The organism is Simplicispira sp., from assembly GCF_028687295.1.
GTDB lineage: Bacteria > Pseudomonadota > Gammaproteobacteria > Burkholderiales > Burkholderiaceae_C > Simplicispira > Simplicispira metamorpha.
The window spans coordinates 1-25,026 of record NZ_JAQUAL010000034.1; the positions used below are offsets into that span (position 1 = coordinate 1).

The window sequence follows — 25,026 nt, forward strand, 5'->3', positions numbered from 1 at the left end:
CGCGTGTCCACGATGTCGAGGTTGCGCATGGTCAGCTGGCCGATGCGGTCGAGCGGGCTGAACGGCGCGTCTTCCACCTTTTCCATGGACAGGCGCTCGGGGTGGTAGGTCAGGTTGGGCGACTCGGTGTTGAGGATGGAGTAATCGTTGCCACGGCGCAGCTCCAGCGTCACGGTGCCGGTCACGGCGCGGGCCACCCAGCGCTGGGCGGTTTCGCGCAGCATGATGGCCTGTGGGTCAAACCAGCGGCCTTGGTACAGCAGGCGGCCCAGTTTGAGGCCGTTCATGCGGTACTGCTCGATGGTGTCTTCGTTGTGGATGCCCGTCACCAGGCGCTCGTAGGCGATGTGCAGCAGCGCCAGGCCGGGGGCTTCGTAAATGCCACGGCTCTTGGCTTCGATGATGCGGTTTTCGATCTGGTCGCTCATGCCCAGGCCGTGGCGGCCACCGATGCGGTTGGCTTCGAGAATCAGCTCTACGGGGTCGTTGAATTCCACGCCGTTGAGCGCCACGGGCTGGCCTTCGTTGAACGTGACCGACACTTCCTCGGCCTTCACGGCCACGTCGTCCTTCCAGAAAGCCACGCCCATGATGGGGTTGACGATGCGGATGCCGCTGTTCAAAAACTCCAGGTCTTTGGCCTCGTGCGTGGCGCCCAGCATGTTGGAGTCGGTGGAGTAGGCCTTTTCGGCGCTCATCTTGTAGCCAAAGCCGTGCTGCGTCATGAAGGCCGACATTTCGGCGCGGCCGCCCAGCTCGTCAATGAACAGCTGGTCGAGCCAGGGCTTGTAGATTTTCAGGGCGGGGTTGGTGAGCAGGCCGTAGCGGTAAAAGCGCTCGATGTCGTTGCCCTTGAAGGTGGAGCCGTCGCCCCAGATGTGGACGTCGTCTTCCTTCATGGCGGCCACCAGCATGGTGCCCGTCACGGCGCGGCCCAGCGGCGTGGTGTTGAAGTAGGTCAGGCCGCCAGTGCTGATGTGGAAGGCACCGGCTTGCAGCGCGGCAATGCCTTCGTGCGCCAGCTGTGTGCGGCAGTCGATCAGGCGGGCTTTTTCAGCGCCGTATTCCATGGCCTTGCGCGGGATGGCGTCGTAGTCGGGCTCGTCGGGCTGGCCCAGGTTGGCCGTGTAGGCGTAGGGCAGGGCGCCCTTGAGCTTCATCCAGTGCAGCGCGGCGCTGGTGTCCAGACCGCCCGAGAAGGCGATGCCGACCTTTTGGCCGACGGGAAGGTTTTGCAGGATGGTTGCCATGGAATATCTCTCAAAAATGATAGCTGCTCGCGCTTATCTGGCAAGCGCTGGAGGCCAAAAACGCTCTGAATTTCAGCCGCAGTGGTTTTCAGCCGAAGTGGCAGATGTAGTGGTAAGCCTCGGTCACGCGGATGTCGAACTTGGAGTTGCCGGGGATGCTGAATTGCTCGCCGGGCTGGCTGGTCAGCCAGGTGTCGGTGCCATCGAGGCGGTATTCGCAGCTGCCGGCCACGCATTCCATGATTTCAGGGGCGCCGGTGTTGAAGGTGAGCGTGGCGGGCAGCACCACGCCGACGGATTTTTTCGTGCCGTCGGGGAAGGTGATGCCGTGGCTGACGCACTTGCCATCAAAGTACACGCTGGCCTGGGTGGAGACGGAAACGCCGTCGATTTTTTCGGTGGTCATGGAGGTGGTGTCGGGGAGGTGTGAAAGAGCGGCGATTTTAGGACAGGCCCAGCGCGCTTCCCGCCAGCGCGCAGCCATGAAAAAGAGCCCCGAGGGGCTCTTGGGTGGTGCGCTGGTGCCGCGCCGCGTGCTTCAGCGCCAGTGCGGGCGCGGGCGTGGGGGCGGGTAGTAGGGCTCGCTGTTGTACTCGATCACCGTCACCGGCGGGTTGACGTACACCGGCTGCAAGGGCTGCACGGGGTAGGGTGCGCTTTCGGGGGCGTAGGGGTCGATGGTGGAGTAGGTCTGGCCCGCGCCGGGGCTGTTGTGCAGCGGCTGCACGCTCACGCTGATCCAGGCGCCGGGGTCGGTTTGGGTGCGCGTGGTGTATTGGCGGCCCGCGTATTCGTAGGTGACGTTGTAGCCCACGGTGCGGTTCTCGTAGAAAGTTTCGGTGGTGCAGCGCTGGACGTTTTCGTACTCGGGGCGGCCATTGCCCTCGATGTGGTTGCCCAGCACGGCCCCGCCAATCACGCCCAAGGCCGTGGCTGCGGCCCGGCCACTGCCGCCGCCAATGGCGTTGCCCGCTGCGCCGCCCGCAATGGCGCCCAGCAGCGCACCGCCGCCGCTGGTGCGTGGGCCGGTGTGTACGGTTTCCACGCCGCACACCTGGCGCGGCACGCCCACCTGCTGCACGATGGGGGTGGCCGACAGAACGCGCGCCCGCTCCTGCGCATTGGCCACACCGGCCACACCAGCCCATCCGGCCAGCAGGAGAGAGAAGATCACTGTTTTTTGCATAAGAATCCTTTTCAGGTCGTTCGGTCTGTAACGCGCCAGACGGGAAAAAAGTTTATCGGCACCAGCCTAATGCAGCATCTGCCTGCCGTAAAGCTGCGTAAAGACCTGTGCCAAAAGTGTGCGCACCGGCGCTGGTTCAGGCCGCTGGGGTGGGGCCTGCGCCGTCGACCAGCCACTGCGCCCAGCGCTCGGTGTCCAGGCCCACGCTGATGCGGGTGGCACCGGCGCTGTGCCAGCGCACCACCGGGCGCTTGATGGCGCTGGCGTGCGTTTGCAGCAAGGCGCTGGCGCTGGCGGCGTCGTGCACGCTGGCTTGCGTGGCGGCGTCGAGCTTGCGCCAGGTGGTGCCCTGGCGGTTGAGCAGCTTGTCCCAGCCCACGGCGTCCATCCACACCGGGAGCTGGTCAGCGGGTACGCCGTGCTTTTTGAAGTCGTGAAAGTGGTAATCCAGCCCTTGGGCGGTGAACCAGGCGCGGGCCTTTTTCACGGTGTCGCAGTTGGCAATGCCATACAAAGTGATGTCAGGGGTAATCATGGTGGCCATCATGCACCCCAGCCTGCTCGGCGACAATGGCGCCCTGTATGCACACCACCATCCACACCCTTGAAGGCTGGCTTGCCCACTGCGAGCGCCTGCACCCCCAACACATCGACATGGGCCTGGAGCGCGTGCGCGAGGTGGCCCGCCGCATGGCGCTGCGTTTTGACTGCCCCGTCATTACCGTGGCGGGCACCAACGGCAAAGGCTCGACCTGCGCCATGCTGGAGGCGGTGGCGTTGCAGGCGGGATACCGCACGGGCGTCTATACCTCGCCGCACCTGGTGCATTTTGAGGAGCGCTGCCGCATCCATGGCGATATCGTCAATGCTTCTGATTTGATAGCGCACTTCGCAGCGGTGGAGAGCGCCAGAACGCAAAATGGCAATGAATTCTCGCTGAGCTATTTCGAGTTCACCACGCTGGCCATCCTGCGCCTGATGAGCTTTTCGCTGCTGGACGTGGCCATCCTGGAAGTGGGCCTGGGCGGCCGCCTGGACGCTACCAACCTCATTGATGCCGACTGCGCCGTCATCACCAGCATCGACATCGACCACACCGAATACCTCGGCCCCGACCGCGACAGCATTGGCCGCGAGAAGGCCGGCATCATGCGCACCGGGCGCCCGGTCATCGTCAGCGATCCCGTGCCGCCGCAAAGCGTGATCGACCACGCCCGCGAGATTGGCGCCGACCTGTGGCGCTTTGGCCAAGACTTCAATTATTCGGGCGACAAGCAGCAGTGGGCCTGGAGTGGGCGCGGGCGCCGCTACGCCGGGCTGGCCTACCCGGCACTGCGCGGCGCCAACCAGCTGATGAACGCCTCGGGCGCGCTGGCCGCGTTCGAGGCGCTGCGCGATCGCATCCCGGTCACGGCGCAGGCCGTGCGCAACGGGCTGGCGCTGGTGCAGCTGCCGGGGCGCTTTCAGATCGTGCCGGGCCAGCCCACGCTGGTGATGGATGTGGCACACAATCCGCATTCGGTGGCGGCGCTCACGGCCAACCTCGATGCCATGGGCTACTTTCCCACCACCCACGCCGTTTTTGGCGCCATGGCCGACAAAGACCTGGCGCCCATGCTGGCCAAGGTGGGGCCACTGATCGACCGGTGGTATTTCACCGACCTGCCCACGCCGCGCGCCGACACCGCCGCCAGCTTGCAGCAAAAGTGGAACGCGCTGCAAATCGTGGCCGGTGGGCGCCGCGAAGTGCCGTGCAGCACCCATGCCAGCCCTGAAAAAGCCCTGGAAGCGGCCGTGGCCGCCGCAGACCCCGCTGATAGAATCGTGGTCTTTGGCTCGTTCTACACCGTGGGCGGCGTTCTGCAAAACGGCACGCCGCGCTTGCAGGCCAAGCATCTGGACACCTAAGTCCGCACCGGTTTTTGCTTATTCATGGCATTTTTCAAGTTTCGGTGGCCAGGCCAGCAAGGGCAGGGCGACAAGGCGATGAGGCCATCGCGCGCTCCCCACGCTGAGAGTATCGAGGTGATGCGCCGCCGTGCCCGCCATCGGCTCATTGGCGCTGCGGTTCTGGTGTTGCTGGGCGTGGTGGGTTTTCCCATGCTGTTCGACACACAGCCGCGCCCCATTCCCGTCGATATTGCCATCGAAATTCCGGGGCAAGACAAAGTGGCGCCGCTGGTAGTGCCGTCTGAAGAAGAGGTGGCCAAGGCGGGGCTGGTCGATGGCGAAGAGGTGTTGCCGTCCGGGCGGGGTGGCAGCGCCCAGGTGGCTGCTGCACCATCGCCCATGGCGACAGCGCAGTCGCTGCTGCTGCCTGACAGCCGCCCGGCGGTGGCGCCCAAAGCCGCCGCCGAGCCCGAGCCCAAGCCCGTTGCCAAACCTGAGCCCAAGCCAGAGCCTAAGCCGACACCCAAACCCGAGCCCAAGCCAGAACCTAAACCTGAGCCCAAGCCAGCGCCAAAACCTGAACCCAAGCCCGAGCCCAAGCCAACTCCCAAGCCTGAGCCGAAACCCGAGCCCAAGCCAGAACCCAAACCGGCACCAAAGCCTGAGCCGCGTCCAGACGAGGCTGCGCGTGCGCGGGCTTTGCTGGAGGGCCGCACGGTTGTAGCTGCTGCACCAGCCGCCCAGGAAGATGGGCGTTTCATCGTGCAGATCGGTGCCTTTGCCGACGCGGACAAGGCGCGTGAAGTGCGCCAAAAGCTGGAACGCTCGGGCTTCAAGACCTACACCCAGACGGTCGATACCAAAGATGGCAAACGCACCCGTGTGCGGGTAGGGCCTTTTGCGGGTCGTGCTGAAGCCGACAAGGCCGCATCGCGCATCCGGGGGCTGGATTTGCCCGCCTCGATTCTCACTTTGTGACGGAAGCGAGGCCTCACATGGCTGCACTGGACTGGATTTTTATGGCGCTGCTGTTGGCATCGATGCTGATTGGCGCGTGGCGTGGTCTGGTGTTTGAGGTGCTTTCGGTGCTGGGCTGGCTGGCGGCATTCGTGGTGGCGCAGTGGTTTGCCGCCGATGTAGCCGCCTATCTGCCTTTGGGTGATCTTCAGGGGGCTGCGCGCTATGCCGCAGGTTTTGTCGTGACGTTTGTTTTGGCCTTGTTTGGCTGCGGCTTTATCGCCTGGCTGGGCAAGAAGCTGGTCGAGGCCACAGGCCTGCGCCCGGTCGATCGCACTCTGGGCGCGCTGTTTGGCGTACTGCGCGCCGTGGTGGTGGGCCTGGTGGTGGCGGTGGTGGTGCAACTCACGCCCTTGCAGCAGGGTGCCTGGTGGCAAGAGTCGGGCAGTGCCGTACTGCTGTCGGCTGCACTGAAAGAATTGAGGCCGGCCCTGCCCGCAGATTTTGGCAGGCACCTGCCTTCGTGAGTGAATTCGTGGGTGGTCTCTGGCCGTCGGCCAGGTGGCACCCTGATGCTATGCGGGCCTTGCCCCGCCAACGGATGAAAGTCAACTATGTGTGGAATTGTCGGTGTCGTTAGTGGCGCCCCTGTCAATCAGCTGATTTATGACGCGCTGTTGTTGTTGCAGCACCGCGGCCAGGATGCTGCAGGTATCGTCACCCAGCAAGGGCGCAAATTTTTCATGCACAAGGCCAAGGGTATGGTCAAAGATGTGTTTCGCACCCGCAACATGCGCGCTTTGCCCGGCAACTGCGGCCTGGGCCAGGTGCGTTACCCCACGGCGGGCAATGCATTCAGCGAGGAAGAGGCACAGCCTTTCTACGTGAATGCACCTTTTGGCATTGTGCTGGTGCACAACGGCAACTTGACCAACGCACAGGCGCTCAAGGCTGATCTGTTCAATACCGACCACCGCCACATCAATACCGAGAGCGATTCCGAAGTGTTGCTCAACGTGCTGGCCGATGAGCTGGACAAAGCCACCCGGGGCAAGGTGCTGCATGAGCAGGACGTGTTTGCTGCTGTGCGTGCGGTGCACAAACGCATCCGGGGCTCTTACGCCGTGATCGCGTTGATCGCTGGCCATGGCTTGCTGGCTTTCCGCGATCCTTACGGTATTCGTCCGTTGTGTATTGGCCGCAGTACCGCTGACAACACGGTCATGCTGGCCAGCGAATCGGTGGTGCTCGAAGGAACGGGCCACGTGTTGGAGCGTGACATTCAGCCCGGCGAGGCTGTTTTTATCGACCTGCAAGGCCAGATGACAGCACAGCAGTGTGCTGACACACCGCGCCTGAGTCCGTGCATTTTTGAGTACGTGTATCTGGCACGCCCTGACTCCGTGATGGATGGCATTTCGGTGTACCAGGCGCGCCTGAACCTGGGCGAGACGCTGGCCAAGCGCGTGGTCTCTACCGTGCCACCGAGAGAAATCGACGTGGTCATCCCGATCCCTGAGTCCAGCCGTCCCAGTGCCATGCAGTTAGCCCAGTTACTGGGCCTGCCTTACCGCGAAGGTTTCGTGAAGAACCGCTACGTCGGGCGCACCTTCATCATGCCGGGCCAGGGCGTGCGCAAAAAATCGGTGCGCCAGAAGCTCAACGTGACTGCCAGTGAGTTCAAGGGCCGCAACGTCCTGCTGGTGGACGACTCCATCGTGCGCGGCACCACCAGCCGCGAAATCGTACAAATGGCCCGTGAGGCGGGTGCCAACAAGGTTTATCTGGCCAGCGCGGCACCCCCAGTGCGCTACCCGAACGTGTATGGCATCGATATGCCCACCAGCAGCGAACTGGTGGCGCACGACCGCACCGTCGAGCAGGTGCGCCAGGTGATTGGCTGCGATGCACTGATCTACCAGGACGTGGACGGTATGAAGAAAGCGATTGGTGCCCTCAACCCCCACATCGCTGACTTTGATGCCTCGTGCTTCGATGGCGTGTACGTGACGGGCGATATCACCGTGGCCGATATAGAACGCCTCAACGATGAACGACCCGCCGGGCAAGAGGATGCAGAAGACACTTCGCGGCTGGCTCTGCCCAATGCGCACGACGCTTGAGGCGTTTGCTGTCTGTGCCGCCACCAGAAAAGATTGAGTCCATGAACCACGAATTACCTGCCGGCTTGCATCCCGACACGCTCGCGGTGCGCCAGGCCATTGCGCGCAGCCCCTATGGCGAGCACTCCGAGGCACTGTACCTGACCAGCAGCTTTGTGCAGCCCGATGCCGCTACAGCCGCATTGCGCTTTGCAGGCGCCGAGGAGGGATACACCTATTCGCGCACCTCCAATCCCACCGTGACCAGCTTTGAGCAGCGTCTGGCCGCGCTCGAAGGCACCGAAACCGCGATTGGCACTTCCAGCGGCATGTCGGCCATCTTGCTGATGTGCATGGCGTTGCTCAAGGCGGGCGACCATGTGATCTGCTCGCAGTCGATGTTTGGTTCCACCATGAACCTGATCGGCAAGGAGTTTGCACGGTTTGGGGTGCAGTCCAGCTTTGTCTCGCAAACGGATGCGGCAGCCTGGCAGGCCGCGCTGCGACCTGAGACGCGGCTGATGTTTGCCGAAACACCCACCAACCCCCTGACCGATTTGTGCGATATCCGCGCGCTGGCCGACATTGCCCATGGCGCTGGCGTGCTGCTGGCCGTGGACAACTGTTTTGCCTCGCCTGCATTGCAGCAACCTGCCCGGTGGGGGGCTGATCTGGTGATCCATTCGGGCACCAAGTTTCTCGATGGACAAGGCCGTGTGATGGCCGGTGCGGTGTGCGGGCCGCGCGCATTGATTGATGACAAGCTGGCGCCGTTGATCCGCAGCGCAGGCATGAACCTGTCGCCCTTCAACGCCTGGGTGGTGCTCAAAGGCATGGAGACGCTGTCTCTGCGCGTCAAGGCGCAAAGTGCCAACGCCCTGGCGTTGGCACAGTGGTTGCAGGGGCATCCATCCGTGGCGCGGGTGTACTACCCCGGGCTGGATTCGCATCCGCAGCACGCACTGGCCATGCGCCAGCAGTCGGGGCTGGGCGGCGCAGTGCTGTCCTTCGATGTGCGTGCCAGCGACCCCGAAACCGCCCGCACCCGGGCCTTCCACGCCATTGACAGTACGCGCGTGTGCAGCATCACCGCCAACCTCGGCGACACCAAGACCACCATCACCCATCCGGCCAGCACCTCGCACGGTCGCCTGACGGAGGCGCAGCGCCAGGCCGCAGGCCTTGGCCAGGGATTGGTTCGCGTGGCTGTGGGACTTGAATACATTGACGACTTGAAAACGGACCTCGCCAGAGGGCTGGACACTTTGCCATGACCGACAAAAATCACACTCCTCCTCAGCATGTGCGCACGCGCTTTGCACCGTCGCCCACGGGTTTCATCCATTTGGGCAATATCCGCTCGGCGCTGTATCCGTGGGCATTTGCCCGCGCCACAGGCGGTGATTTCATCTTGCGCATTGAAGACACCGACCTGGAGCGCTCCACCCAGGCGGCAGTGGATGTGATTCTGGAGGGCATGCACTGGCTGGGCATGGATCCCGATGAAGGCCCGTTCTACCAAATGCAGCGCATGGACCGCTACAAAGAGGTACTGGCGCAGCTACAGGCGGCAGGCCATGTCTATCCCTGCTACATGAGCGTGGTCGAACTGGATGCCCTGCGTGAGAAGCAGATGGCCGCCAAAGAAAAGCCCCGCTACGACGGCACCTGGCGCCCGGAGTCCGGCAAAACGCTGCCTCCGGTGCCGGAAGGCGTACAGCCGGTATTGCGCTTCAAGAACCCGCAAGGCGGTGTGGTGGCCTGGGACGACAAGGTCAAAGGCCGCATCGAGATTCGCAACGATGAGCTCGATGATCTGGTGATTGCCCGACCCGACGGCACCCCTACCTACAACTTCTGTGTGGTGGTGGATGACATTGATATGGCCATCACCCACGTGATTCGGGGTGATGACCACGTCAACAACACGCCCCGGCAGATCAACATCTTCCGCGCACTGGGTAAAGAACCACCGGTGTACGCCCACTTGCCCACGGTGCTCAACGAGCAAGGCGAGAAGATGAGCAAGCGCAACGGTGCCAAGCCCGTCACGCAGTACCGCGATGAAGGCTTTTTGCCCGATGCCATGGTGAACTACCTGGCGCGCCTGGGCTGGAGCCATGGCGACGATGAAATCTTCAGCCGTGCACAGTTCATTGAATGGTTCAACCTGGACCACCTGGGGCGCAGCGCTGCCCAGTTTGATGAGGCCAAGCTGCGCTGGGTGAACGCCCAGCACCTCAAGGCCATGTCTGATGATGTTTTGGCCGCTTTGATATCGCCCCAGTTAGTGCAGCGTGGTATTGCCCCTGAGGCTCTGGACGATGGCCGCTTGCCCCGTATTTGCGCGCTGTTCAAAGACCGCTGTGACACCACTGTGGCCTTGGCTGATTGGGCGCTGGTGTTTTATGGCAGCACGGTCGAGCCTTCCGCTGAGGAGCGGGCGCAGCACGTGACCGCAGCGATTGCTCCGGCACTCGATGCATTGGCGGCTGCGCTGGAGGAGTGTGTGTGGGACAAGGCTTCGATTGCTGCCACCTTCAAGCAGGTGCTGACCGCCCAGGGTCTGAAAATGCCGCAACTGGCCATGCCCGTGCGTGTTGTGACCGTCGGTACGGCCCATACGCCGTCCGTAGATGCCGTGCTTGAATTGGTCGGAAAAGAAAAAGTTATCGAAAGATTGCGAAACCACTGAAAAACCTGTCTATAATTCAAGGCTCAGATGATGACAACAAACACACAGTGAATGTTGTTGCATAGTGGGGGTATAGCTCAGCTGGGAGAGCGCTTGCATGGCATGCAAGAGGTCATCGGTTCGATCCCGTTTACCTCCACCAAATTTGTCTGTTAACGGTTAGTTCCAAGGTTTTGACCCCATCGTCTAGAGGCCTAGGACATCACCCTTTCACGGTGAGTACCGGGGTTCGAATCCCCGTGGGGTCGCCAAGTTGTAGCGCTTGGCTTGTGTGATGAATACAAGCGAAAGCTGCCTGCCAGGAGTGGTAGTTCAGTTGGTTAGAATACCGGCCTGTCACGCCGGGGGTCGCGGGTTCGAGTCCCGTCCACTCCGCCATAAAAGCAAACGCCACAATCAAATTTTTTTGGTTGTGGCGTTTTTGTTTTGGGATTCAATCTGGCCGCAGAGTGCAGCCATACAGCGCTAACAGCTATCAAAAGCAGAGCGATCCCAGTGTGCTTTCAGCGCCGCCCGCCCAGCAGTCCGCCGCCTATCTTGAGCAAATCGCTCAACCCCACCTGACCGTCACCGTCTTGGTCGAGCAAGCTGCCCAGCAGACCACCACCCAGACCGCCCTGTTGTTGCGCGCGCTCTTTTTCTTGATTCAGAACCTGGCCCAGGCTGCCGGCGTCCATGCCGCCAGCGTTCATGCGCTGCGCGAGGAAGGACATCACGATCGGTGCCAGCATTTGCAGCAACTGCCCGGCATTGGCACCCAGCCCGGTGGCTTGGCCCAGACCCGCCTCAGCGCGCTGCTGGTTGCCGCCAAAAATGTGACCCAGGATGGCTGCGCCATCCAGCTGGCCACCGCCTGCACTGCTGCTGCTGGCGCCTCCTCCCAGCAGTGAGCCCAGCAGCCCGCCCAGATCGGCACCACCGCTGTGGTTGCGCTGCAATGCACCAAAAAGATCCATCGCGCCCTGGGGCTGGGCCGCATTGCGCCCCAAACTGCCCAGCAGCAGTGGCAAGGCGGCACTGACGGCAGTCTCGGTTTGCGAAGTGCTGGTTCCCAGTTGCTGGGCCATTTGCTGGAGCGGGGCGCCCTGGAGCTGGGCCATCAGTTCGCTGGCCAGAGAGGTGGGGGAGTTCATCAGGAATCCTTTCAGAAAGAGGTGGAGCCCATCAGGTTCCACTGGACATAGTAGGCCACAACAGTGCCCCGCCGATCTGGCTCGCTTATCACGCAGCGACGGTCTGCACGCGGTAGTTTTCGGTGCCTTGGGCCCAGGCCAGCAGGCGGTCGATGTTGGGGTGTTTGCCGGGGAAGGCGTGTGCGTCTGCCGTGTGTTCGGCATACCACTCCAGCCCCAGGCGGGCTGCGGCGGGCGTGATGCTGCCACCGTACAGCGCCGCCAGCGCGGCATACACCACCAGAGAGCCAGTCTGGCCGGGCTTGTTCTCGATGGTGGCCATTGCTTGCCCGTCAGTGTCCAGCACATGGAGTGCGGCGAGGTGGCTGGCGGAGGGAAGTTGTTTCAGGCGGTCTGCGAAGTTCATCAGATAAAAATATAGAGCTAAATCGGCCGCTAGCGCTTGATTGGTGCGCGCTAGCAGCTCCTAAAAGCGTAGCAAGTTATGCGGAAATAGTGGTTGAAGTTTGCGGGCGGGGCATTACTTGCCCCAGCTGTCCTTCAACCCCACCGCCAGGTTAAACACCGGCTTGCCTGCCTGATGGTCGATGCGATCGGCCACAAAGTAGCCGTGGCGCTCAAACTGGAATTTGTCGTCGGGCTGGGCGTTGGCCAATGACGGCTCGACGATGGCGGTCACCACCTTCAGGCTGTTCGGGTTCAGGCATTGCAGGAAGTCTTTGCCGCCTGCATCGGGCTGCGCATCCAGGAACAGGCGGTCGTACATGCGCACTTCGGCGCTCACGCCGTCTGCCACGCCCACCCAGGTGATGGCGGCTTTCACCTTCACGCTGTCGGCGCCGGGGGTGCCGCTTTTGGTGTCCCCCACCACGGTGGCCAGCACTTCGGTGATCTGGCCGTTGGCATCTTTCGTGCAGCCGGTGCATTCAATGACGTAGCCGCCCTTGAGGCGCACCTTGTTGCCGGGGAACAGGCGCTTGTAGCCCTTGGGCGGCACTTCTTCAAAGTCTTCGCGCTCGATCCAGACTTCCTTGCCGATGGTGAAGTGGCGGGTGGGCGACTCCACGCCTTCGGGCGGGTGGGGCAGGGCGGGCAGTTGGCAGGGCTCCAGGTAGCCTGCGGCAAAAACCTCGTCCCAGTTGGTCAGCACCAGTTTGACGGGGTTGAGTACGGCCATGCCCCGGTGGGCGGTCAGTTCGAGGGTTTCGCGCAGGCAGCCTTCGAGGGTGCTGTAGTCGATCCAGCTGTCGCTTTTGGTCACGCCGATGCGTTCGGCAAACAGTTGCAGCGCTTGGGGCGTGTAACCCCGGCGGCGCAGCCCGACTATTGTTGGCATGCGCGGATCGTCCCAGCCACTCACTTTGTGTTCGTTGACCAACTGGGCCAGTTTGCGTTTGCTGGTCACCACGTAGGTCAGGTTCAGGCGCGCAAATTCGTACTGGTGCGGCGGCGGGCTGGCCAGCAGGCCGCCTTCTATCAGGCGTTGCAGCAGCCAGTCGTAGAACGGGCGCTGGTCTTCAAATTCGAGCGTGCAAATGCTGTGGGTGATTTGCTCCAGCGCGTCCTCAATCGGGTGCGCGAAGGTGTACATGGGGTAGATGCACCATTGGTCGCCCGTGTGGTGGTGCGTGGCGCGGCGGATGCGGTAGATGGCCGGGTCGCGCAGGTTGATGTTGGGGCTGGCCATGTCGATTTTTGCTCGCAAAACCATAGCGCCATCCGCATGCTGGCCGTCCCTCATTTCCCGAAAACGCATCAAATTCTCGGCGGGGGTGCGGCTGCGGTAGGGGCTGTCGATGCCGGGCTTGCCGAAGTCGCCCCGGTTGGCGCGCATGTCCTCGGCGCTTTGTTCATCGACGTAGGCGTGGCCCGCTTCAATCAGGTATTCGGCAGCGCGGTACATGAAGTCGAAGTAGTCGCTGGCCTGGTAGGGGGCGGCGCCCGCGCTGCCGTTCCAGTCAAAGCCCAGCCATTTCACGGCGTCGATGATGCTGTTGACGTATTCGGTGTCTTCTTTTTCCGGGTTGGTGTCGTCAAAGCGCAGGTGGCAGATACCGCCGTAGTCGCGCGCCAGGCCAAAGTTGATGCAGATGCTTTTGGCGTGGCCGATGTGCAGGTAGCCGTTGGGCTCGGGCGGGAAGCGGGTGCGGATTTTGGCGGGGTCGGGTTCGCCCTGGGCGTGGTGGGCGGCGTCGCCGGGGCTGCCAGCCCAGCGGCGGCTGGCGTAGGTGCCTTTGTCGAGGTCGTGCTCGATGATTTGGCGCAAAAAGTTGCTGGGCTTGGCAGCGTCTGTGGGGGTGTGGGTGGTGGGAAGGCTCATGGGGCCATTTTAGGTGGCTGCCCGGGGTGGGGGTTACGCACAGAAACAGGCGTGCGTACGTCCGGAAACACAGAAGATGCGCTTTCGTGCCATCCTTGCGGCTGTCTGGTGCGTTATGTACCAGCGGGGGCACGGTAGGTGCTCTGGCATCTATCCAACCAGGAGATTTTTATGACAAAAAACCGTTCTTTCCATGCCATGGCTGCTTCGGCAGGGCTGGCTTTGGCTTTGCTGGTGGGGGCAGGTGCAGCACAGGCCCGCAGTGATGTGAACTGGGCTGTGGGCATTGCCGCTCCCGGTGTGGCAGTGGGCGTGGGCAATGGCTACCCGGCGGTGGTGGCGCCCGCGCCGGTGTATTACGCGCCCCCGCCACCGGTGTATTACGCACCGCCACCCCGGCCTGTGTACTACGCGCCACCGCAGCCGGTGTATTACGCACCGCCTGCCTACGTGGCACCGCCTCCTGGTTATTACTACCGTGATGGTGGTCGCCACCACCGCCACCGTGGTCACGGCCATGGCCATGGCCACCGCGATGACCGGGGTGGTCGGGGCGACCGCTGGGATCGCCGCTGACACCCGTGCGTGCAGCAGTTGTTGTGCGCGCAGGCGGCCTTTGGGGGCCGCCTTTTGCATGGGGCGCCGCATAATCGCGCGTTTGTGCCCACCAGCGGCCTGTGCTGGCCGGGCGCTTGGCAAAGGGAGCAGTGCTTGTGAAAACCGTTTTTGTCCTCAATGGCCCCAACCTCAACCTGCTGGGCACGCGCGAGCCCGCCGTATATGGCGCACACACGCTGGCCGATGTGGGGCAGATGTGTGCCGCCGCCTGCGCGCGCCATGGCCTGGCGCTGCGTTTTCACCAAAGCAACCACGAGGGCGTGCTGCTGGACTGGATTCACGAGGCCGGTCGTCTGCACGCCGCAGGTGATCTGGCCGGGGTGGTGCTCAACGCGGGTGCCTATACGCACACCAGCATCGCACTGGCCGATGCCATCAAGGGCACGGGCGTGACTTTGGTGGAGCTGCACATCAGCAATGTGTTTGCGCGTGAGAGCTTTCGCCACCACTCGTACCTGTCGGCGGTGGCGCGCGCCGTGATGTGCGGCTTTGGCGTGCAGGGCTATGGTCTGGCCATAGACGCGCTGGCCCAGATGCAGGCCGCCGCCTGAGTGCGCCCGCATTCTTTGGCCACCGTGCGAGCACGCACCGCACCCCACGCCGGACTTGTTGTCTGGAGCGCACCATGACCCCGCCCCTGCTGCACGTACCGGAAGAGGAAGTCGAGTTCACGGCCATGCGCGCCCAGGGCGCTGGTGGGCAAAACGTCAACAAGGTTTCCAGCGCGGTGCATTTGCGCTTTGACGTGGGTGCCTCATCGCTGCCCATCGACGTGAAAGCGCGCCTGCTGGCGCTGCGCGACAGCCGCATCACGCAAGACGGCGTGGTCGTCATCAAGGCCCAGCAATACCGCAGCCAGGAGCAAAACCGTGCCGATGCGCTGGCACGGCTCAACGCCCTGGTGCAAAGCGTGGCGCAGGCGCCGCTGGTGCGCCGTGCCACCAAGCCCACCTATGGCTCCAAACAGCGCCGCCTCGAAGGCAAAACCCAGCGTGGCGCCACCAAGGCCCTGCGCGCCCGGGTGCGCGACGGCACCTGACCGATTGGTGCTGCTGGTGCAACAGTGTGTAGGGGCGGCGGGGCTTGGTCGCAGCGGCGCGGCGTTTTACAGTGGGCCATTCTTCTGAAAGTACGCCATGTCCACTGCCACCCCTGTTTCTGTCGCCCCATCCACCGGTGATGCGGCCCGCGTTCCGGCCCTGTTTGTCTCGCACGGCGCCCCCTTGTTTGCCATGGAGGCGGGCAGCACCGGCCCAGCACTGGCCCGCTGGGGACAGACACTGCGCAAAAATTTTGCCAGCCTGCGCGGCGTGGTGGTCATGTCGCCGCACTGGATGGCGCCCACGCCCCGGGTCATGACCAGCGCGCAGCCCGCCACCTGGCACGACTTTGGCGGCTTTCCGCCCGCGCTGTACGCGCTGCAATACCCCGCACCGGGATCGCCCGCGCTGGCACACGAGGTGATTGCCCTGTTGCAGAGCGCAGGCATGGCCGCGCAAGGCGATGCCGAGCGGCCTTTTGACCACGGTGCCTGGGTGCCGCTGATGCACCTGTTTGCCCAGGCTGATCTGCCCGTGGTGCAGGTGGCGCTGCCCTCGCAGGCAGGCCCTGCCGAGGTCTATGCCATGGGCGTGGCCCTGCGCAGCCTGCGCCAGTCGGGGGTGCTGGTGATGGGCTCGGGCAGCATGACGCACAACCTGCGCGAGTTTTTTGGCGGCGAGCGTGAACCCGCGCCCTATGTGCTGGAGTTCAGCCGCTGGATTGAAGATACGCTGCTGCGCGGTGACTTGGCCGCGTTGCTGGACTACCGCCGCCGCGCCCCCCATGCTGCGCGTGCCCACCCCACGGACGATCATTTTCTGCCGCTGTTTTTTGCCCTGGGCGCGGCGGGCGACGACCTGCACCCCGACTACCTCAGCCGCGAGGTGATGTACGGCGTGCTGGCCATGGATGCTTTTGCTTTGCAACCACCGGTTTGAATTTGTAAAAAATGATAGCTGCTCGCGCTTGATGGGCGGGCGTCAGAGGCTAATTTGGCTCTTTTTTTGTAGGTCAATGTGCTCACGCCGGACGCTGAAAAAAAGCGTCCAGCAGCGGCGCCAGGCTGGGGAACTCGTGGGCGAACTGCATCCGGTTGACCCAATACGCCTCGCAGGCCACGGCAAAAAACTCGGCGGGGGCGGTGGCGCCGTAGGCATCCAGCCAGGGCCAGGCGCCGCCAAAGCGCTCGGCGATGGTGACGCGCTCTTTGAACTGGGCGTAGGCGCTTTCCCAGGCTTGCCACCACAGGGCGTGGGCCGCGCGCGCGCCCTCGGTGCCCATGAAGCCTGCGGGCAGGGGCGGGCAGCCGTCGGCGCTGCCGTTGCGCATATCGAGCTTGTGGGCAAATTCGTGGATGACCACGTTGGTGCCGTGGTGCGTGCTGTGTGCGCCCGCCCGCACGTCTTGCCAGCTCAGCATGATGGGGCCGCGCTCCATGGCCTCGCCCGCCAGCACTTCGGTGTAGTGGTGCACCACACCGGCATCGTCCACGGCCTTGCGCCGGGCCAGCGCTTGCCCCGGGTGCAACACGATGCCGACAAAATCGTCGTACCAGCCCAGTGCCTCGGTGCCGTCGCCCCAGTACAGCAGCGGCAGGCAGGCCTGGGCGGCAATGTCCACGGCCATGGCGTCGGTCACCACCAGGCCGTGGCTACCGTGGAATTCTTTGTGCGCCAGAAAAGCGGCGCTCAGGCGGCGCAGGTGCTGTGCCTCGCTAGCGTTCAGGTCGGCCAGAAACGGGTAGTGCGCCAGCGTGGCTTGCCACAGCGCATCGGGAATGTCGCGCTCGGTCACCAACGCAGCCAGCGGGGTGCGGCGGGCCAGGCGTTGGAGGGCCTGCCATAGGCGCCGCAGAACCTGCGCTGCGCCCTGCAATGCGCTCATATTCTCAAGGGGCCGGATCGGCCAGCGTGTTGATCCGCGCAAAGCCTGCGCCGGCTTGCCAGCGCAGCACCTGGGCGCGTGGCGGTGTGGCGGTGCAGTCCCAGTCGCTCAATACCACGCGGGTCAGGCCATCGGCCCATGTGTGTTCGGCGGGGCGGTGGGTGTGGCCGTGCAGCAGGGTGCGGGCACCGGCGGCTTGTAGCCAGGCGATGGCGGTGGGGCCGTCCACATCGGCATACGCCTCGCCGGACTGCTTGCGCGCCTCGCTCTTGCTGCGGATGCTGCGCGCCTGGGCGCGGCGTGCGGCCAGGGGCTGGGCCAGCACCTGCTGCTGCCAGACGGGGTTGCGCACTTGCTGGCGAAAGCGCTGGTAATCCACATCGTCCACGCACAGCAGGTCGCCGTGGCTGAGCACGATGCGTTCTTCGCCCAGCGCCAGCACCGTGGGGTCGGCCAGGCCGGTGATGCCGCAGTGGCGCAAAAACGCCTCGCCCGCCAGAAAGTCGCGGTTGCCGTGCATGAAAAAAACAGGTTGGCGCCGGGCGCTGGCTTGCAGCACGGCGCAGCAATGGGCCTCAAAGCTGCCGGGCTCTTGCAGGGCATCGTCGCCCACCCACACTTCAAACAGATCGCCCAGAATGAACAGGGCGTCGGCGGGCGTGGTGTGGAGCAGCTGCTGCCAAGCGGCCAAGGTGGCCGGGTCGCTGGCCTGCAAGTGCAGGTCGGAAATGAAATCGACCGTGCGCCAGTGCGAAGGAGCCACAAGCTCTTCGAACCGGGGCACGGTCGGCGTCATGGTGGCAGGGCAGGGGCTGCGAACCAGGTGGCTGCCTTACAGCGCCACAGCCTTTTCGATGACCACGTCTTCCTTGGGCACGTCGTCATGGAAGCCGCTGCGACCGGTCTTGACGGCCTTGATTTTGTCCACCACCTCGGTGCCCGAAATCACCTTGCCAAATACGGCATAGCCCCAGCCCTGCGGTGTGGGAGAGGTGTGGTTGAGGAAGCTGTTGTCCGTCACGTTGATGAAGAACTGCGCCGTGGCCGAGTGCGGGTCGCTGGTGCGGGCCATGGCCACGGTGTAGTTGGCGTTTTTCAGGCCGTTCTGTGCTTCGTTCTGGATGGGAGCGACCAGCGTCGATTCCTTTTGCTTCATGCCGGGTTCAAAGCCGCCGCCTTGCACCATGAAGCCAGGGATCACGCGGTGAAAAATGGTGTTGTTGTAGTGGCCGTTGTTGACGTAGGCCAGGAAGTTCTCGACCGACTTGGGCGCTTTGGCCGCATCGAGTTCGAGGGTGATGACGCCGTAGTTGGCGATGTGCAGTTCGACTTGGGGGTTGCTCATGGCAAGGTCTTTCAAAAAAGAAGGGTTTTACTTCACCAACGTGGCGGAAGTGATGGTGATGGGGGTGGTGGGCACGTTCTGGTGGCCGCCCTTGTTGCCGGTGGCCACGGCCTTGATTTTGTCCACCACGTCGGTGCCCTTGACCACTTTGCCGAACACGGCATAGCCGTGGCCGTCAGGCTGCGGGGCGTTGAGCATGGCGTTGTCTTTGACGTTGATGAAGAACTGCGCCGTGGCCGAGTTCGGGTTGCCGGTGCGCGCCATGGCGATGGTGTAGGTGTCGTTCTTCAGGCCATTGCCCGCTTCCAGGGGAATGGGTGCCTTGGTGGGCTTTTGCACCATGTCGGCGGTAAAACCACCGCCTTGCACCATGAAACCGTCGATGACACGGTGGAAGATGGTGCCGTCGTAGTGCTTGTCTTTCACGTAGGACAGAAAGTTCTCGACCGTCTTGGGTGCCTTGGCCGGGTCGAGCTGCACCACGATGTCGCCCATGGAGGTGGCCAGTTTGACCTGGGGCGCGTCTTGCGCCTGGGCCATGGGTGCTACTGAAAACATAGCTGCTAGCGCAATACCAGCAAGCGTTAGAGTCGATTTTCTCTTGGAAATCATCCGGTCACTCCTTCGTAGAATATTTGCCACTGCGTGCCCTTGCGCGTCCAGTATTGGCGCCGCGTGGTGCCAGTGCGCGCGCCTTCGGGGACTTCGCCAAACGTCACCACCATGGTGTCCTGGCTGTCTGTCCAGCGCAGATAGGATTTGTCTTTGATTTCGATGCTGCGCCCGCGCTGGTCGGGGGGCGGGGTCAGCGTGGTCAGCCACTGCGCCAGCGGTTGCTCTGAGGCGCTTTTGAAGTCAGGGGCGTAAAAGCGTTGCAGGCTGGCCAGGTCGCCCTGGGATTTGGCGGCGCGCCAGGCGTTGAGCACGGCGTCAAACTGTTGGCGCTCGGTTTGCACGCTGTCGGGGGCCACCCAGCGCAGTTGCTGTGCGATCACCACGGGGGTGGAGCGTTCGACGGTGCGCAGCAGGCGCTCCAGGTCGGGGTTGGCAATGGCCACACAGCCATCGGTGGCCAACGGCGCGCGCGCAAACTGCTCGGGCGGTGTGCCGTGCAACCAGATGCCGCTGCCGGTTTTGCCACGGCTTTGGTCGAGCGGATTGGGGTAGTTCAGGGGCAGGGCGCCGGCGCCGTAGAAGTCGCGCAGCGTTGCCGGATCCAGGCGGCTGGTGATGAAGTACACGCCCAGCGGCGTGCGCTGGTCGCCTTCGACGTATTTGTCGATGCCCAGCTTGCCCACCGAGGCGTAGTAATCGGCCACCAGGCGCATGCCCTGGGCCGAGTTCTCAAACAAATACAACCGTGAGCGCGATGCATCGACCGCCACTGCATGGCGCTGGCGTGGCGACAGGGCCAGGAATTGCGCCGGAATGGTGTTGGCCGGGGGGCGGGCGTGCTGTGCCTGTAGCCGCTGGCGGGATTCTTCGCGCAGCACGCTGAGGGTGTCGGTGGTGCCCACAATGCCTGCCACATGGGCACCCGGCACAGCGCCCACCTGGCGCAGCGGGCGTGCGCGTGCCGCCAGCAAATCGCCCAGTACCAGTTGTGCCAATTGGAAGTTGGGGTGGTCGCGCACCAGGTTTTCGGCATCGGTCAGCGCCTGGCGTTGTTGTCCCTGGCCGATGAGCTGGTAGATGGCCAGCAGCCGCGTTTCAGCCTGCCCGTCGATCAGTGCTGCCCGTGGAACGGTTTTCTTGGGGGCGCTGGCCGTGGGCTTGGTAGGGCGTTTGCTGGGCTTGTTGTCTTGCGCCCAAGCGGTGCCCGGTATGCCCAGTGCGCATACCAAGGCGCTGGCCAGCACCCAGTGGCCCCGCGCAGGGTGTGAGAAAAAGATGTCGGGGTTCAAATCGCTGTCTGTATATCTATCCAGGCCGCCCGCGCCGGGCAGCTGGCGTCAGTTGCCCACAGATTCGCGCACGATGAGCCATTGGTTTTGCACTTTGACCATCTCCAGCGTCTTGCGGCTTTGGGTGTTGAGTGCGCCTGCGCTGTAGCTTTGGCGAAACCGTGCCGTGGCCTTGGTGCCTGCCACTTTGACTTGCAGGTCATCAATTTTGACGCTGATACGCGATTTGCCCACGATGCGATCGCGGCGCTCGGTCTCCCAGGCTTTGCGGCTTTGTTTGCCCGCAGGCACGAAGTCTTTGCCGTAAGCGCTCAGGTAAGAGGGCATGTCTTTGGCGGCCCAGGCCTTGGCCCAGTCTTGCACTGCGCTGGTGATGTCGCGCACTGCGGCCGCATCGGGCGCGGGTGCTGCCGGGGCGGGCGCTGGCGCTGGAGGGGCTGGTTTGGCTGCGGGTGCAGCCGCCGGGGCGGGCTGTGCAGGGGCTGCGACCGCCGGTGCGGCAGCAGGAGAAGGTGCCGTCGATGCCTGTGCCGGGGCTGCCACGGGTGCCGCAGGCACTGGGGGAGCCGCCGGGGCGGGGGCCGGTGTTGCTGCAACTTTGGTGGCGTCTTTGCCGCCAGCGCCTGCCACAGGCGAGACCAGATCGCGGATCAGCCCCAGCTTGGGCTGCACCGTTGCGGCCTGGGTGGCGTCCAGTTGCAGTGCCTTGTTGTAGGCCTGGCTGGCCAGGCGGGCATAGACATCGCCCAGGTTTTCGTGGGCCGTGGCGTAGCTGGGATTGGTACGGATGGCCATCTCCAGCGCGGCACGGGCCTTGTCAAACTGATTTTGGCTGGCGTACAGCACGGCCAGGTTGTTGTAGGGCTCAGGCAGCTCGGGATAGTCTTGCGTGAGTTTGGAAAAAGCGGCGATGGCCTCGGTGGGCTTGCCCGCCTCGGTCAGTGCCACGCCGCGCAGGAAACGCAGCTGTGGATCGCGCGGTTTGGCCACCAGGAGCTGGTCTGCCTTGGCCAGTGCTTCGGCGGCTTTGCCGGTGCGCAGCAACTGGGCAATGTCGCCATATTCGTTGGCGTGGGCAGCGCTGGCACCCAGCAGTGCAGTCAGTGCCAGCAGGCGCAGAACATCGGAAAAATTGCGGCGAACTTGCTTCATGGAGGGTGGATTGGGGGAGGAATGCGACAAGCCCCGAGGGGGCTTATACTGCGGCGAATTGTAGCTGAGGGGGGTGCCAGACCGGGGTAGCACCCCCACGGGCCGCACCACAGGCGTGTACCAGCCCAGTGGCCTGTCCCCCCGCAGCGGGCAAATTTCCTACGCCCCCGGTGAATCTGCTTCACCCTTGAATCTCCAACATTGACACCCCATGAGTTTGCGTATCTACAACACGCTGTCGCGTGCATTGGAAGCGTTTTCCCCGCTCGAACCCGGCCATGTGCGCATGTACGTCTGCGGCATGACCGTGTACGACCTGTGCCACCTGGGCCATGCCCGCTCCATGGTGGCGTTTGATGTGGTGCAGCGCTGGCTGCGCACCAGCGGCTACCGCGTGACCTACGTGCGCAACATCACCGACATCGACGACAAAATCATCCAGCGCGCCGTGCACAACGGCGAAACCATCCGCAGCCTGACCGACCGCATGATCGATGCCCTGCACCAGGATGCCGACGCGCTGGGCATAGAGCGCCCCACCCACGAGCCGCGCGCCACCGACTACGTGCCGCAGATGCTGTCGCTGATTGGCCAGCTGGCTGACAAGGGCCTGGCCTACCAGGCCGGCAATGGCGACATGAACTACGCCGTGCGCAAGTTTGCGGGCTACGGCAAGCTCTCGGGCAAGTCGCTGGATGAATTGAATGCGGGCGAGCGCGTGGCCGTGCAAGACGGCAAGCACGATCCGCTGGACTTTGTGCTCTGGAAATCGGCCAAACCCACCGAACCGACCGAGGTGCAGTGGGACAGCCCGTTCGGCAAAGGCCGCCCCGGTTGGCACATCGAATGCTCGGCCATGGGCTGCGCACTGCTGGGCGAGAGCTTTGACATCCACGGCGGGGGCGCCGACTTGCAGTTTCCGCACCACGAGAACGAAATCGCCCAAAGCGAAGGTGCCCACGGCCAGATGCTGGCACGCACCTGGATGCACAACGGTTTCATCAACATCGACAACGAGAAGATGTCCAAATCCCTGGGCAACTTCTTCACCATCCGCGACGTGCTGCAACAGTACGACGCCGAAACGGTGCGCTTTTTTGTCGTGCGCAGCCACTACCGCAGCCCACTCAACTACAGCGATGTGCATTTGAACGACGCCCGCGCTGCCCTCAAACGCTTGTACACCGCCCTGAGCCTGGTCGCGCCCGCCGAGGTGGACGTGGACTGGGCCGAGCCACACGCCGCCCGCTTCAAGGCGGCCATGGACGAAGACTTTGGCACGCCCGACGCCGTGGCCGTGCTGTTTGACCTGGCCAGCGAAGTCAACCGCAGCCAGTCGGCGCAGGCTGCCGGGTTGCTCAAGCGCCTGGGCGCCTGCCTGGGGTTGCTGCAAGCCGATCCGCAGGCATTTTTGCAAGCGGGCACGGCGCTGGATGGCGCCGCCATCGAGGCGCAGATTGCCGCGCGCACCGCCGCCAAAGCCGCCAAAAACTGGGCCGAAGCCGACCGCATTCGCCAAGAGCTGCTGGCCGCTGGCATCGTGCTCAAAGACTCTGCCGCAGGCACCACCTGGGAAGCTGCCCAGTGAAAAATTTAATGGTCAAAATGGCTTCCAAAGCAGACGGGGCGTGCGGTGGTAGCTACTAAAATAATAGTTCAAGAGAGTGCAAATCTGGTCTCGCCCGCCTACTGGTCAGAGGCGCGCAAGCACCTCATGAAAAAAGACCGGGTCATGAAGCGCCTGATCCCGCAGTTGGGCGAGGCCACCTTGCAATCGCGCGGCGATGCCTTCACCACGCTGGCGCGCAGCATCGTCGGCCAGCAAATCTCGGTCAAGGCAGCGCAGACCGTCTGGGATCGCTTTGCCGCGCTGGCGCCAGCGACCATCACGCCCGCCAGTGTGCTGCGGCTCAAGGTGGACGACATGCGCGCTGCGGGCCTGTCGGCGCGCAAGGTGGACTATCTTGTGGATCTGGCGCTGCACTTTGACGCGGGCAAGCTGCACGTCGATGCCTGGCGCAGCATGGACGACGAGGCCATCATTGCCGAGCTGGTGGCCATCCGCGGCGTGGGCCGCTGGACGGCAGAAATGTTCCTGATTTTCCACCTGCTGCGGCCCAACGTGCTGCCGCTGGACGACGTGGGGCTGATCAAGGGCATCAGCCTCGGTTACTTTTCTGGCGACCCGGTCAGCCGCAGCGACGCCCGCGAGGTGGCCGAGGCCTGGAAGCCCTGGTGCAGCGTAGCCACTTGGTATATTTGGCGCTCGCTGGACCCGCAGCCGGTCGCGTACTGAACGGCACCGCGCCTGCGCCACCATCGGCCGCAGGGCGCCCTAGGAGAACCCATCTTGGCGAAAAAAACATTCCTCGACTTTGAGCAACCCATCGCAGAACTCGAAAGCAAAATTGAAGAGCTGCGCTACGTGCAAAACGAAAGTGCTGTCGATATTTCGGAAGAAATCGACCAGCTCAGCAAAAAAAGCCAGCAGCTCACCAAAGACATCTATGCGGACTTGTCGCCCTGGCAGGTCACGAAGATTGCGCGCCACCCCGAGCGCCCCTACACGCTGGACTACGTGCGCGATCTGTTCACCGACTTTGTCGAGCTGCATGGCGACCGGCATTTTGCCGACGACAAATCCATCGTCGGTGGCCTGGCACGCTTCAATGGCCACGCCTGCATGGTGCTGGGCCAGCAAAAGGGCCGCGACACCAAAGAGCGCGCACTGCGCAACTTTGGCATGACGCGCCCCGAGGGCTACCGCAAGGCGCTGCGCCTGATGAAGACGGCAGAAAAGTTCAGCCTGCCAGTGTTCACTTTTGTCGATACGCCCGGTGCCTTTCCGGGCATCGACGCTGAGGAGCGCGGCCAGTCCGAGGCCATTGGCCGCAACATCTACGAGATGGCGCAACTGGAAGTGCCCATCATCACCACCATCATTGGCGAGGGCGGCTCGGGTGGTGCGCTGGCGCTGTCGGTGTGCGACCAGCTGCTGATGTTGCAGTATTCGATCTACTCGGTGATCAGCCCTGAGGGTTGCGCCTCCATCCTCTGGAAAACCAGCGACAAGGCCCAAGAGGCTGCCGAGGCCCTGGGCATCACGGCGCACCGCCTGAAGGCGCTGGGCCTGGTGGACAAAATCGTCAGCGAGCCCGTGGGCGGCGCCCACCGCGATCCCAAGCACATGGCGGCCTTGCTCAAGCGCGCACTGGGCGACGCCTTCCGCCAGGTGGCCGACCTCAAGACCAAAGAGCTGATCGAGCGCCGCTACGCGCGTTTGCAAAGCTATGGTCGTTTTACCGACACCAAGGCCGATAGCCGCTGAGCTGGCATTGCCCGGGGCGGTTTGCGCCTTGGGCTAGCCCGCTGCACTGCCATGTCCACCACCTTCGATGCTGCGATCGGCGCGTTTGTCCCGGCGCTGCCGTTGGCCGTGGGCCTGAGTGGTGGCGCGGATTCGACGGCGCTGCTGCTGGCCTGTGCGCAGCGCTGGCCGGGGCAGGTGCAGGCCATCCACGTGCACCACGGTTTGCAAGCGGCGGCAGA

The 25,026-nt window shown here is 63.6% G+C and carries 28 protein-coding genes and 3 tRNA genes; 17 read left to right on the forward strand and 14 right to left on the reverse strand.

Features of this window, described 5'->3' with window-relative positions:
* From argG to PHX69_RS05890, 5 genes are all read right to left on the reverse strand, one after another.
* Nucleotides 1-1,250 (reverse strand): argininosuccinate synthase (argG, locus tag PHX69_RS05875; RefSeq protein WP_288042794.1); only part of this gene is annotated, 1,250 nt, incomplete at its 3' end.
* 10 nt (nt 1,251-1,260) lie between these two features.
* Entirely contained in the window at nt 1,261-1,332 is a 72-nt protein-coding gene (locus PHX69_RS16150) for a DUF1010 domain-containing protein (protein ID WP_119012833.1), read from the reverse strand.
* Between the two features lie 6 nt (nt 1,333-1,338).
* Nucleotides 1,339-1,656, reverse strand: a complete 318-nt coding sequence (gene ppnP, locus PHX69_RS05880) for a pyrimidine/purine nucleoside phosphorylase (RefSeq protein ID WP_119012761.1) — start codon at nt 1,654-1,656, stop codon at nt 1,339-1,341.
* A gap of 132 nt (nt 1,657-1,788) precedes the next feature.
* Nucleotides 1,789-2,436, reverse strand: coding sequence for a glycine zipper 2TM domain-containing protein (locus tag PHX69_RS05885; RefSeq protein WP_288042795.1), 648 nt, complete (start codon nt 2,434-2,436; stop codon nt 1,789-1,791).
* Nucleotides 2,437-2,572: 136 nt separating this feature from the next.
* The gene (locus PHX69_RS05890) at nt 2,573-2,971 is read right to left on the reverse strand and encodes an arsenate reductase (protein ID WP_288042796.1); all 399 of its coding nucleotides are present in this window, start codon (nt 2,969-2,971) and stop codon (nt 2,573-2,575) included.
* A 47-nt stretch (nt 2,972-3,018) separates the two neighbouring features.
* Between PHX69_RS05890 and folC the strand changes: the two genes are divergently transcribed.
* The 9 genes from folC to PHX69_RS05935 all read left to right on the forward strand — a co-directional run bounded on the left by folC (nt 3,019) and on the right by PHX69_RS05935 (nt 10,458).
* Nucleotides 3,019-4,344 (forward strand): bifunctional tetrahydrofolate synthase/dihydrofolate synthase, encoded by a 1,326-nt coding sequence (folC, locus tag PHX69_RS05895; RefSeq protein ID WP_288042797.1) that lies wholly within the window; start codon nt 3,019-3,021, stop codon nt 4,342-4,344.
* 24 nt (nt 4,345-4,368) lie between these two features.
* Nucleotides 4,369-5,304: an SPOR domain-containing protein gene (locus PHX69_RS05900; RefSeq protein ID WP_288042798.1), complete on the forward strand. Its 936-nt coding sequence runs from the start codon at nt 4,369-4,371 to the stop codon at nt 5,302-5,304.
* Nucleotides 5,305-5,321: 17 nt separating this feature from the next.
* Nucleotides 5,322-5,810, forward strand: coding sequence for a CvpA family protein (locus PHX69_RS05905; protein WP_119012757.1), 489 nt, complete (start codon nt 5,322-5,324; stop codon nt 5,808-5,810).
* 87 nt (nt 5,811-5,897) lie between these two features.
* On the forward strand, nt 5,898-7,406 hold the full coding sequence (gene purF, locus PHX69_RS05910; protein ID WP_288042799.1) for an amidophosphoribosyltransferase: 1,509 nt from the start codon (nt 5,898-5,900) through the stop codon (nt 7,404-7,406).
* 41 nt (nt 7,407-7,447) lie between these two features.
* Nucleotides 7,448-8,659, forward strand: a complete 1,212-nt coding sequence (locus tag PHX69_RS05915) for an O-succinylhomoserine sulfhydrylase (RefSeq protein ID WP_288042801.1) — start codon at nt 7,448-7,450, stop codon at nt 8,657-8,659.
* Entirely contained in the window at nt 8,656-10,080 is a 1,425-nt protein-coding gene (gene gltX / locus PHX69_RS05920) for a glutamate--tRNA ligase (RefSeq protein WP_288042803.1), read from the forward strand. Before PHX69_RS05915 ends, gltX begins: the two co-directional genes overlap by 4 nt.
* A 66-nt stretch (nt 10,081-10,146) precedes the next feature.
* Nucleotides 10,147-10,222: transfer RNA gene (locus tag PHX69_RS05925), tRNA-Ala, on the forward strand.
* Between the two features lie 33 nt (nt 10,223-10,255).
* Nucleotides 10,256-10,331: transfer RNA gene (locus PHX69_RS05930), tRNA-Glu, on the forward strand.
* A 50-nt stretch (nt 10,332-10,381) separates the two neighbouring features.
* Nucleotides 10,382-10,458 (forward strand) — tRNA-Asp (locus PHX69_RS05935).
* A 125-nt stretch (nt 10,459-10,583) separates the two neighbouring features.
* On the opposite strand, the gene PHX69_RS05940 is transcribed toward PHX69_RS05935, so the two are convergent.
* From PHX69_RS05940 to PHX69_RS05950, 3 genes are all read right to left on the reverse strand, one after another.
* Nucleotides 10,584-11,213: a DUF937 domain-containing protein gene (locus PHX69_RS05940; protein WP_288042804.1), complete on the reverse strand. Its 630-nt coding sequence runs from the start codon at nt 11,211-11,213 to the stop codon at nt 10,584-10,586.
* A gap of 88 nt (nt 11,214-11,301) precedes the next feature.
* Entirely contained in the window at nt 11,302-11,619 is a 318-nt protein-coding gene (locus PHX69_RS05945) for a DUF2322 family protein (protein ID WP_119012752.1), read from the reverse strand.
* 114 nt (nt 11,620-11,733) lie between these two features.
* A complete protein-coding gene (locus PHX69_RS05950) occupies nt 11,734-13,533 on the reverse strand; it encodes a glutamine--tRNA ligase/YqeY domain fusion protein (protein ID WP_288042805.1) in 1,800 nt (599 codons plus the stop codon).
* 171 nt (nt 13,534-13,704) lie between these two features.
* On the opposite strand from PHX69_RS05950, the gene PHX69_RS05955 reads away from it, so the two are divergent.
* The 4 genes from PHX69_RS05955 to PHX69_RS05970 all read left to right on the forward strand — a co-directional run bounded on the left by PHX69_RS05955 (nt 13,705) and on the right by PHX69_RS05970 (nt 16,130).
* Nucleotides 13,705-14,109 carry a hypothetical protein gene (locus PHX69_RS05955; RefSeq protein WP_119012750.1) on the forward strand — a complete coding sequence of 135 codons (405 nt, stop codon included), beginning with the start codon at nt 13,705-13,707 and terminating at the stop codon, nt 14,107-14,109.
* A 131-nt stretch (nt 14,110-14,240) separates the two neighbouring features.
* Nucleotides 14,241-14,702, forward strand: coding sequence for a type II 3-dehydroquinate dehydratase (gene aroQ, locus PHX69_RS05960; protein ID WP_119012831.1), 462 nt, complete (start codon nt 14,241-14,243; stop codon nt 14,700-14,702).
* 74 nt (nt 14,703-14,776) lie between these two features.
* Nucleotides 14,777-15,190, forward strand: coding sequence for an alternative ribosome rescue aminoacyl-tRNA hydrolase ArfB (gene arfB, locus PHX69_RS05965; protein ID WP_288042806.1), 414 nt, complete (start codon nt 14,777-14,779; stop codon nt 15,188-15,190).
* Between the two features lie 97 nt (nt 15,191-15,287).
* Nucleotides 15,288-16,130, forward strand: coding sequence for a DODA-type extradiol aromatic ring-opening family dioxygenase (locus PHX69_RS05970; protein ID WP_288042808.1), 843 nt, complete (start codon nt 15,288-15,290; stop codon nt 16,128-16,130).
* 82 nt (nt 16,131-16,212) lie between these two features.
* Here PHX69_RS05970 and PHX69_RS05975 read toward each other — a convergent pair whose 3' ends face one another.
* The 6 genes from PHX69_RS05975 to PHX69_RS06000 are packed head-to-tail and all read right to left on the reverse strand — an operon-like array spanning nt 16,213 to nt 21,477.
* The gene (locus PHX69_RS05975; RefSeq protein WP_288042810.1) at nt 16,213-17,076 is read right to left on the reverse strand and encodes a M90 family metallopeptidase; all 864 of its coding nucleotides are present in this window, start codon (nt 17,074-17,076) and stop codon (nt 16,213-16,215) included.
* 4 nt (nt 17,077-17,080) lie between these two features.
* Entirely contained in the window at nt 17,081-17,872 is a 792-nt protein-coding gene (locus tag PHX69_RS05980) for a UDP-2,3-diacylglucosamine diphosphatase (RefSeq protein ID WP_288042812.1), read from the reverse strand.
* Nucleotides 17,873-17,908: 36 nt separating this feature from the next.
* Nucleotides 17,909-18,421, reverse strand: a complete 513-nt coding sequence (locus tag PHX69_RS05985) for a peptidylprolyl isomerase (protein WP_119012745.1) — start codon at nt 18,419-18,421, stop codon at nt 17,909-17,911.
* Nucleotides 18,422-18,448: 27 nt separating this feature from the next.
* Nucleotides 18,449-19,033 carry a peptidylprolyl isomerase gene (locus tag PHX69_RS05990; RefSeq protein WP_119012744.1) on the reverse strand — a complete coding sequence of 195 codons (585 nt, stop codon included), beginning with the start codon at nt 19,031-19,033 and terminating at the stop codon, nt 18,449-18,451.
* Entirely contained in the window at nt 19,030-20,325 is a 1,296-nt protein-coding gene (locus PHX69_RS05995; RefSeq protein ID WP_288042815.1) for a L,D-transpeptidase family protein, read from the reverse strand. The genes PHX69_RS05990 and PHX69_RS05995 overlap by 4 nt, the downstream gene beginning before the upstream one ends.
* Before the next feature lie 48 nt (nt 20,326-20,373).
* A complete protein-coding gene (locus tag PHX69_RS06000; RefSeq protein WP_288042816.1) occupies nt 20,374-21,477 on the reverse strand; it encodes a nuclear transport factor 2 family protein in 1,104 nt (367 codons plus the stop codon).
* Between the two features lie 211 nt (nt 21,478-21,688).
* Here PHX69_RS06000 and cysS point away from each other — a divergent pair, with 211 nt between their 5' ends.
* The 4 genes from cysS to PHX69_RS06020 form a co-directional block, all read left to right on the forward strand.
* A complete protein-coding gene (cysS, locus tag PHX69_RS06005) occupies nt 21,689-23,065 on the forward strand; it encodes a cysteine--tRNA ligase (RefSeq protein WP_119012742.1) in 1,377 nt (458 codons plus the stop codon).
* A 144-nt stretch (nt 23,066-23,209) separates the two neighbouring features.
* A complete protein-coding gene (locus tag PHX69_RS06010) occupies nt 23,210-23,773 on the forward strand; it encodes a DNA-3-methyladenine glycosylase family protein (protein WP_374761671.1) in 564 nt (187 codons plus the stop codon).
* Between the two features lie 54 nt (nt 23,774-23,827).
* Nucleotides 23,828-24,805, forward strand: a complete 978-nt coding sequence (locus PHX69_RS06015; RefSeq protein WP_119012740.1) for an acetyl-CoA carboxylase carboxyltransferase subunit alpha — start codon at nt 23,828-23,830, stop codon at nt 24,803-24,805.
* A gap of 51 nt (nt 24,806-24,856) precedes the next feature.
* The coding region (locus tag PHX69_RS06020) for a PP-loop family protein (protein ID WP_288042818.1) at nt 24,857-25,026 on the forward strand (170 nt) is incomplete at its 3' end.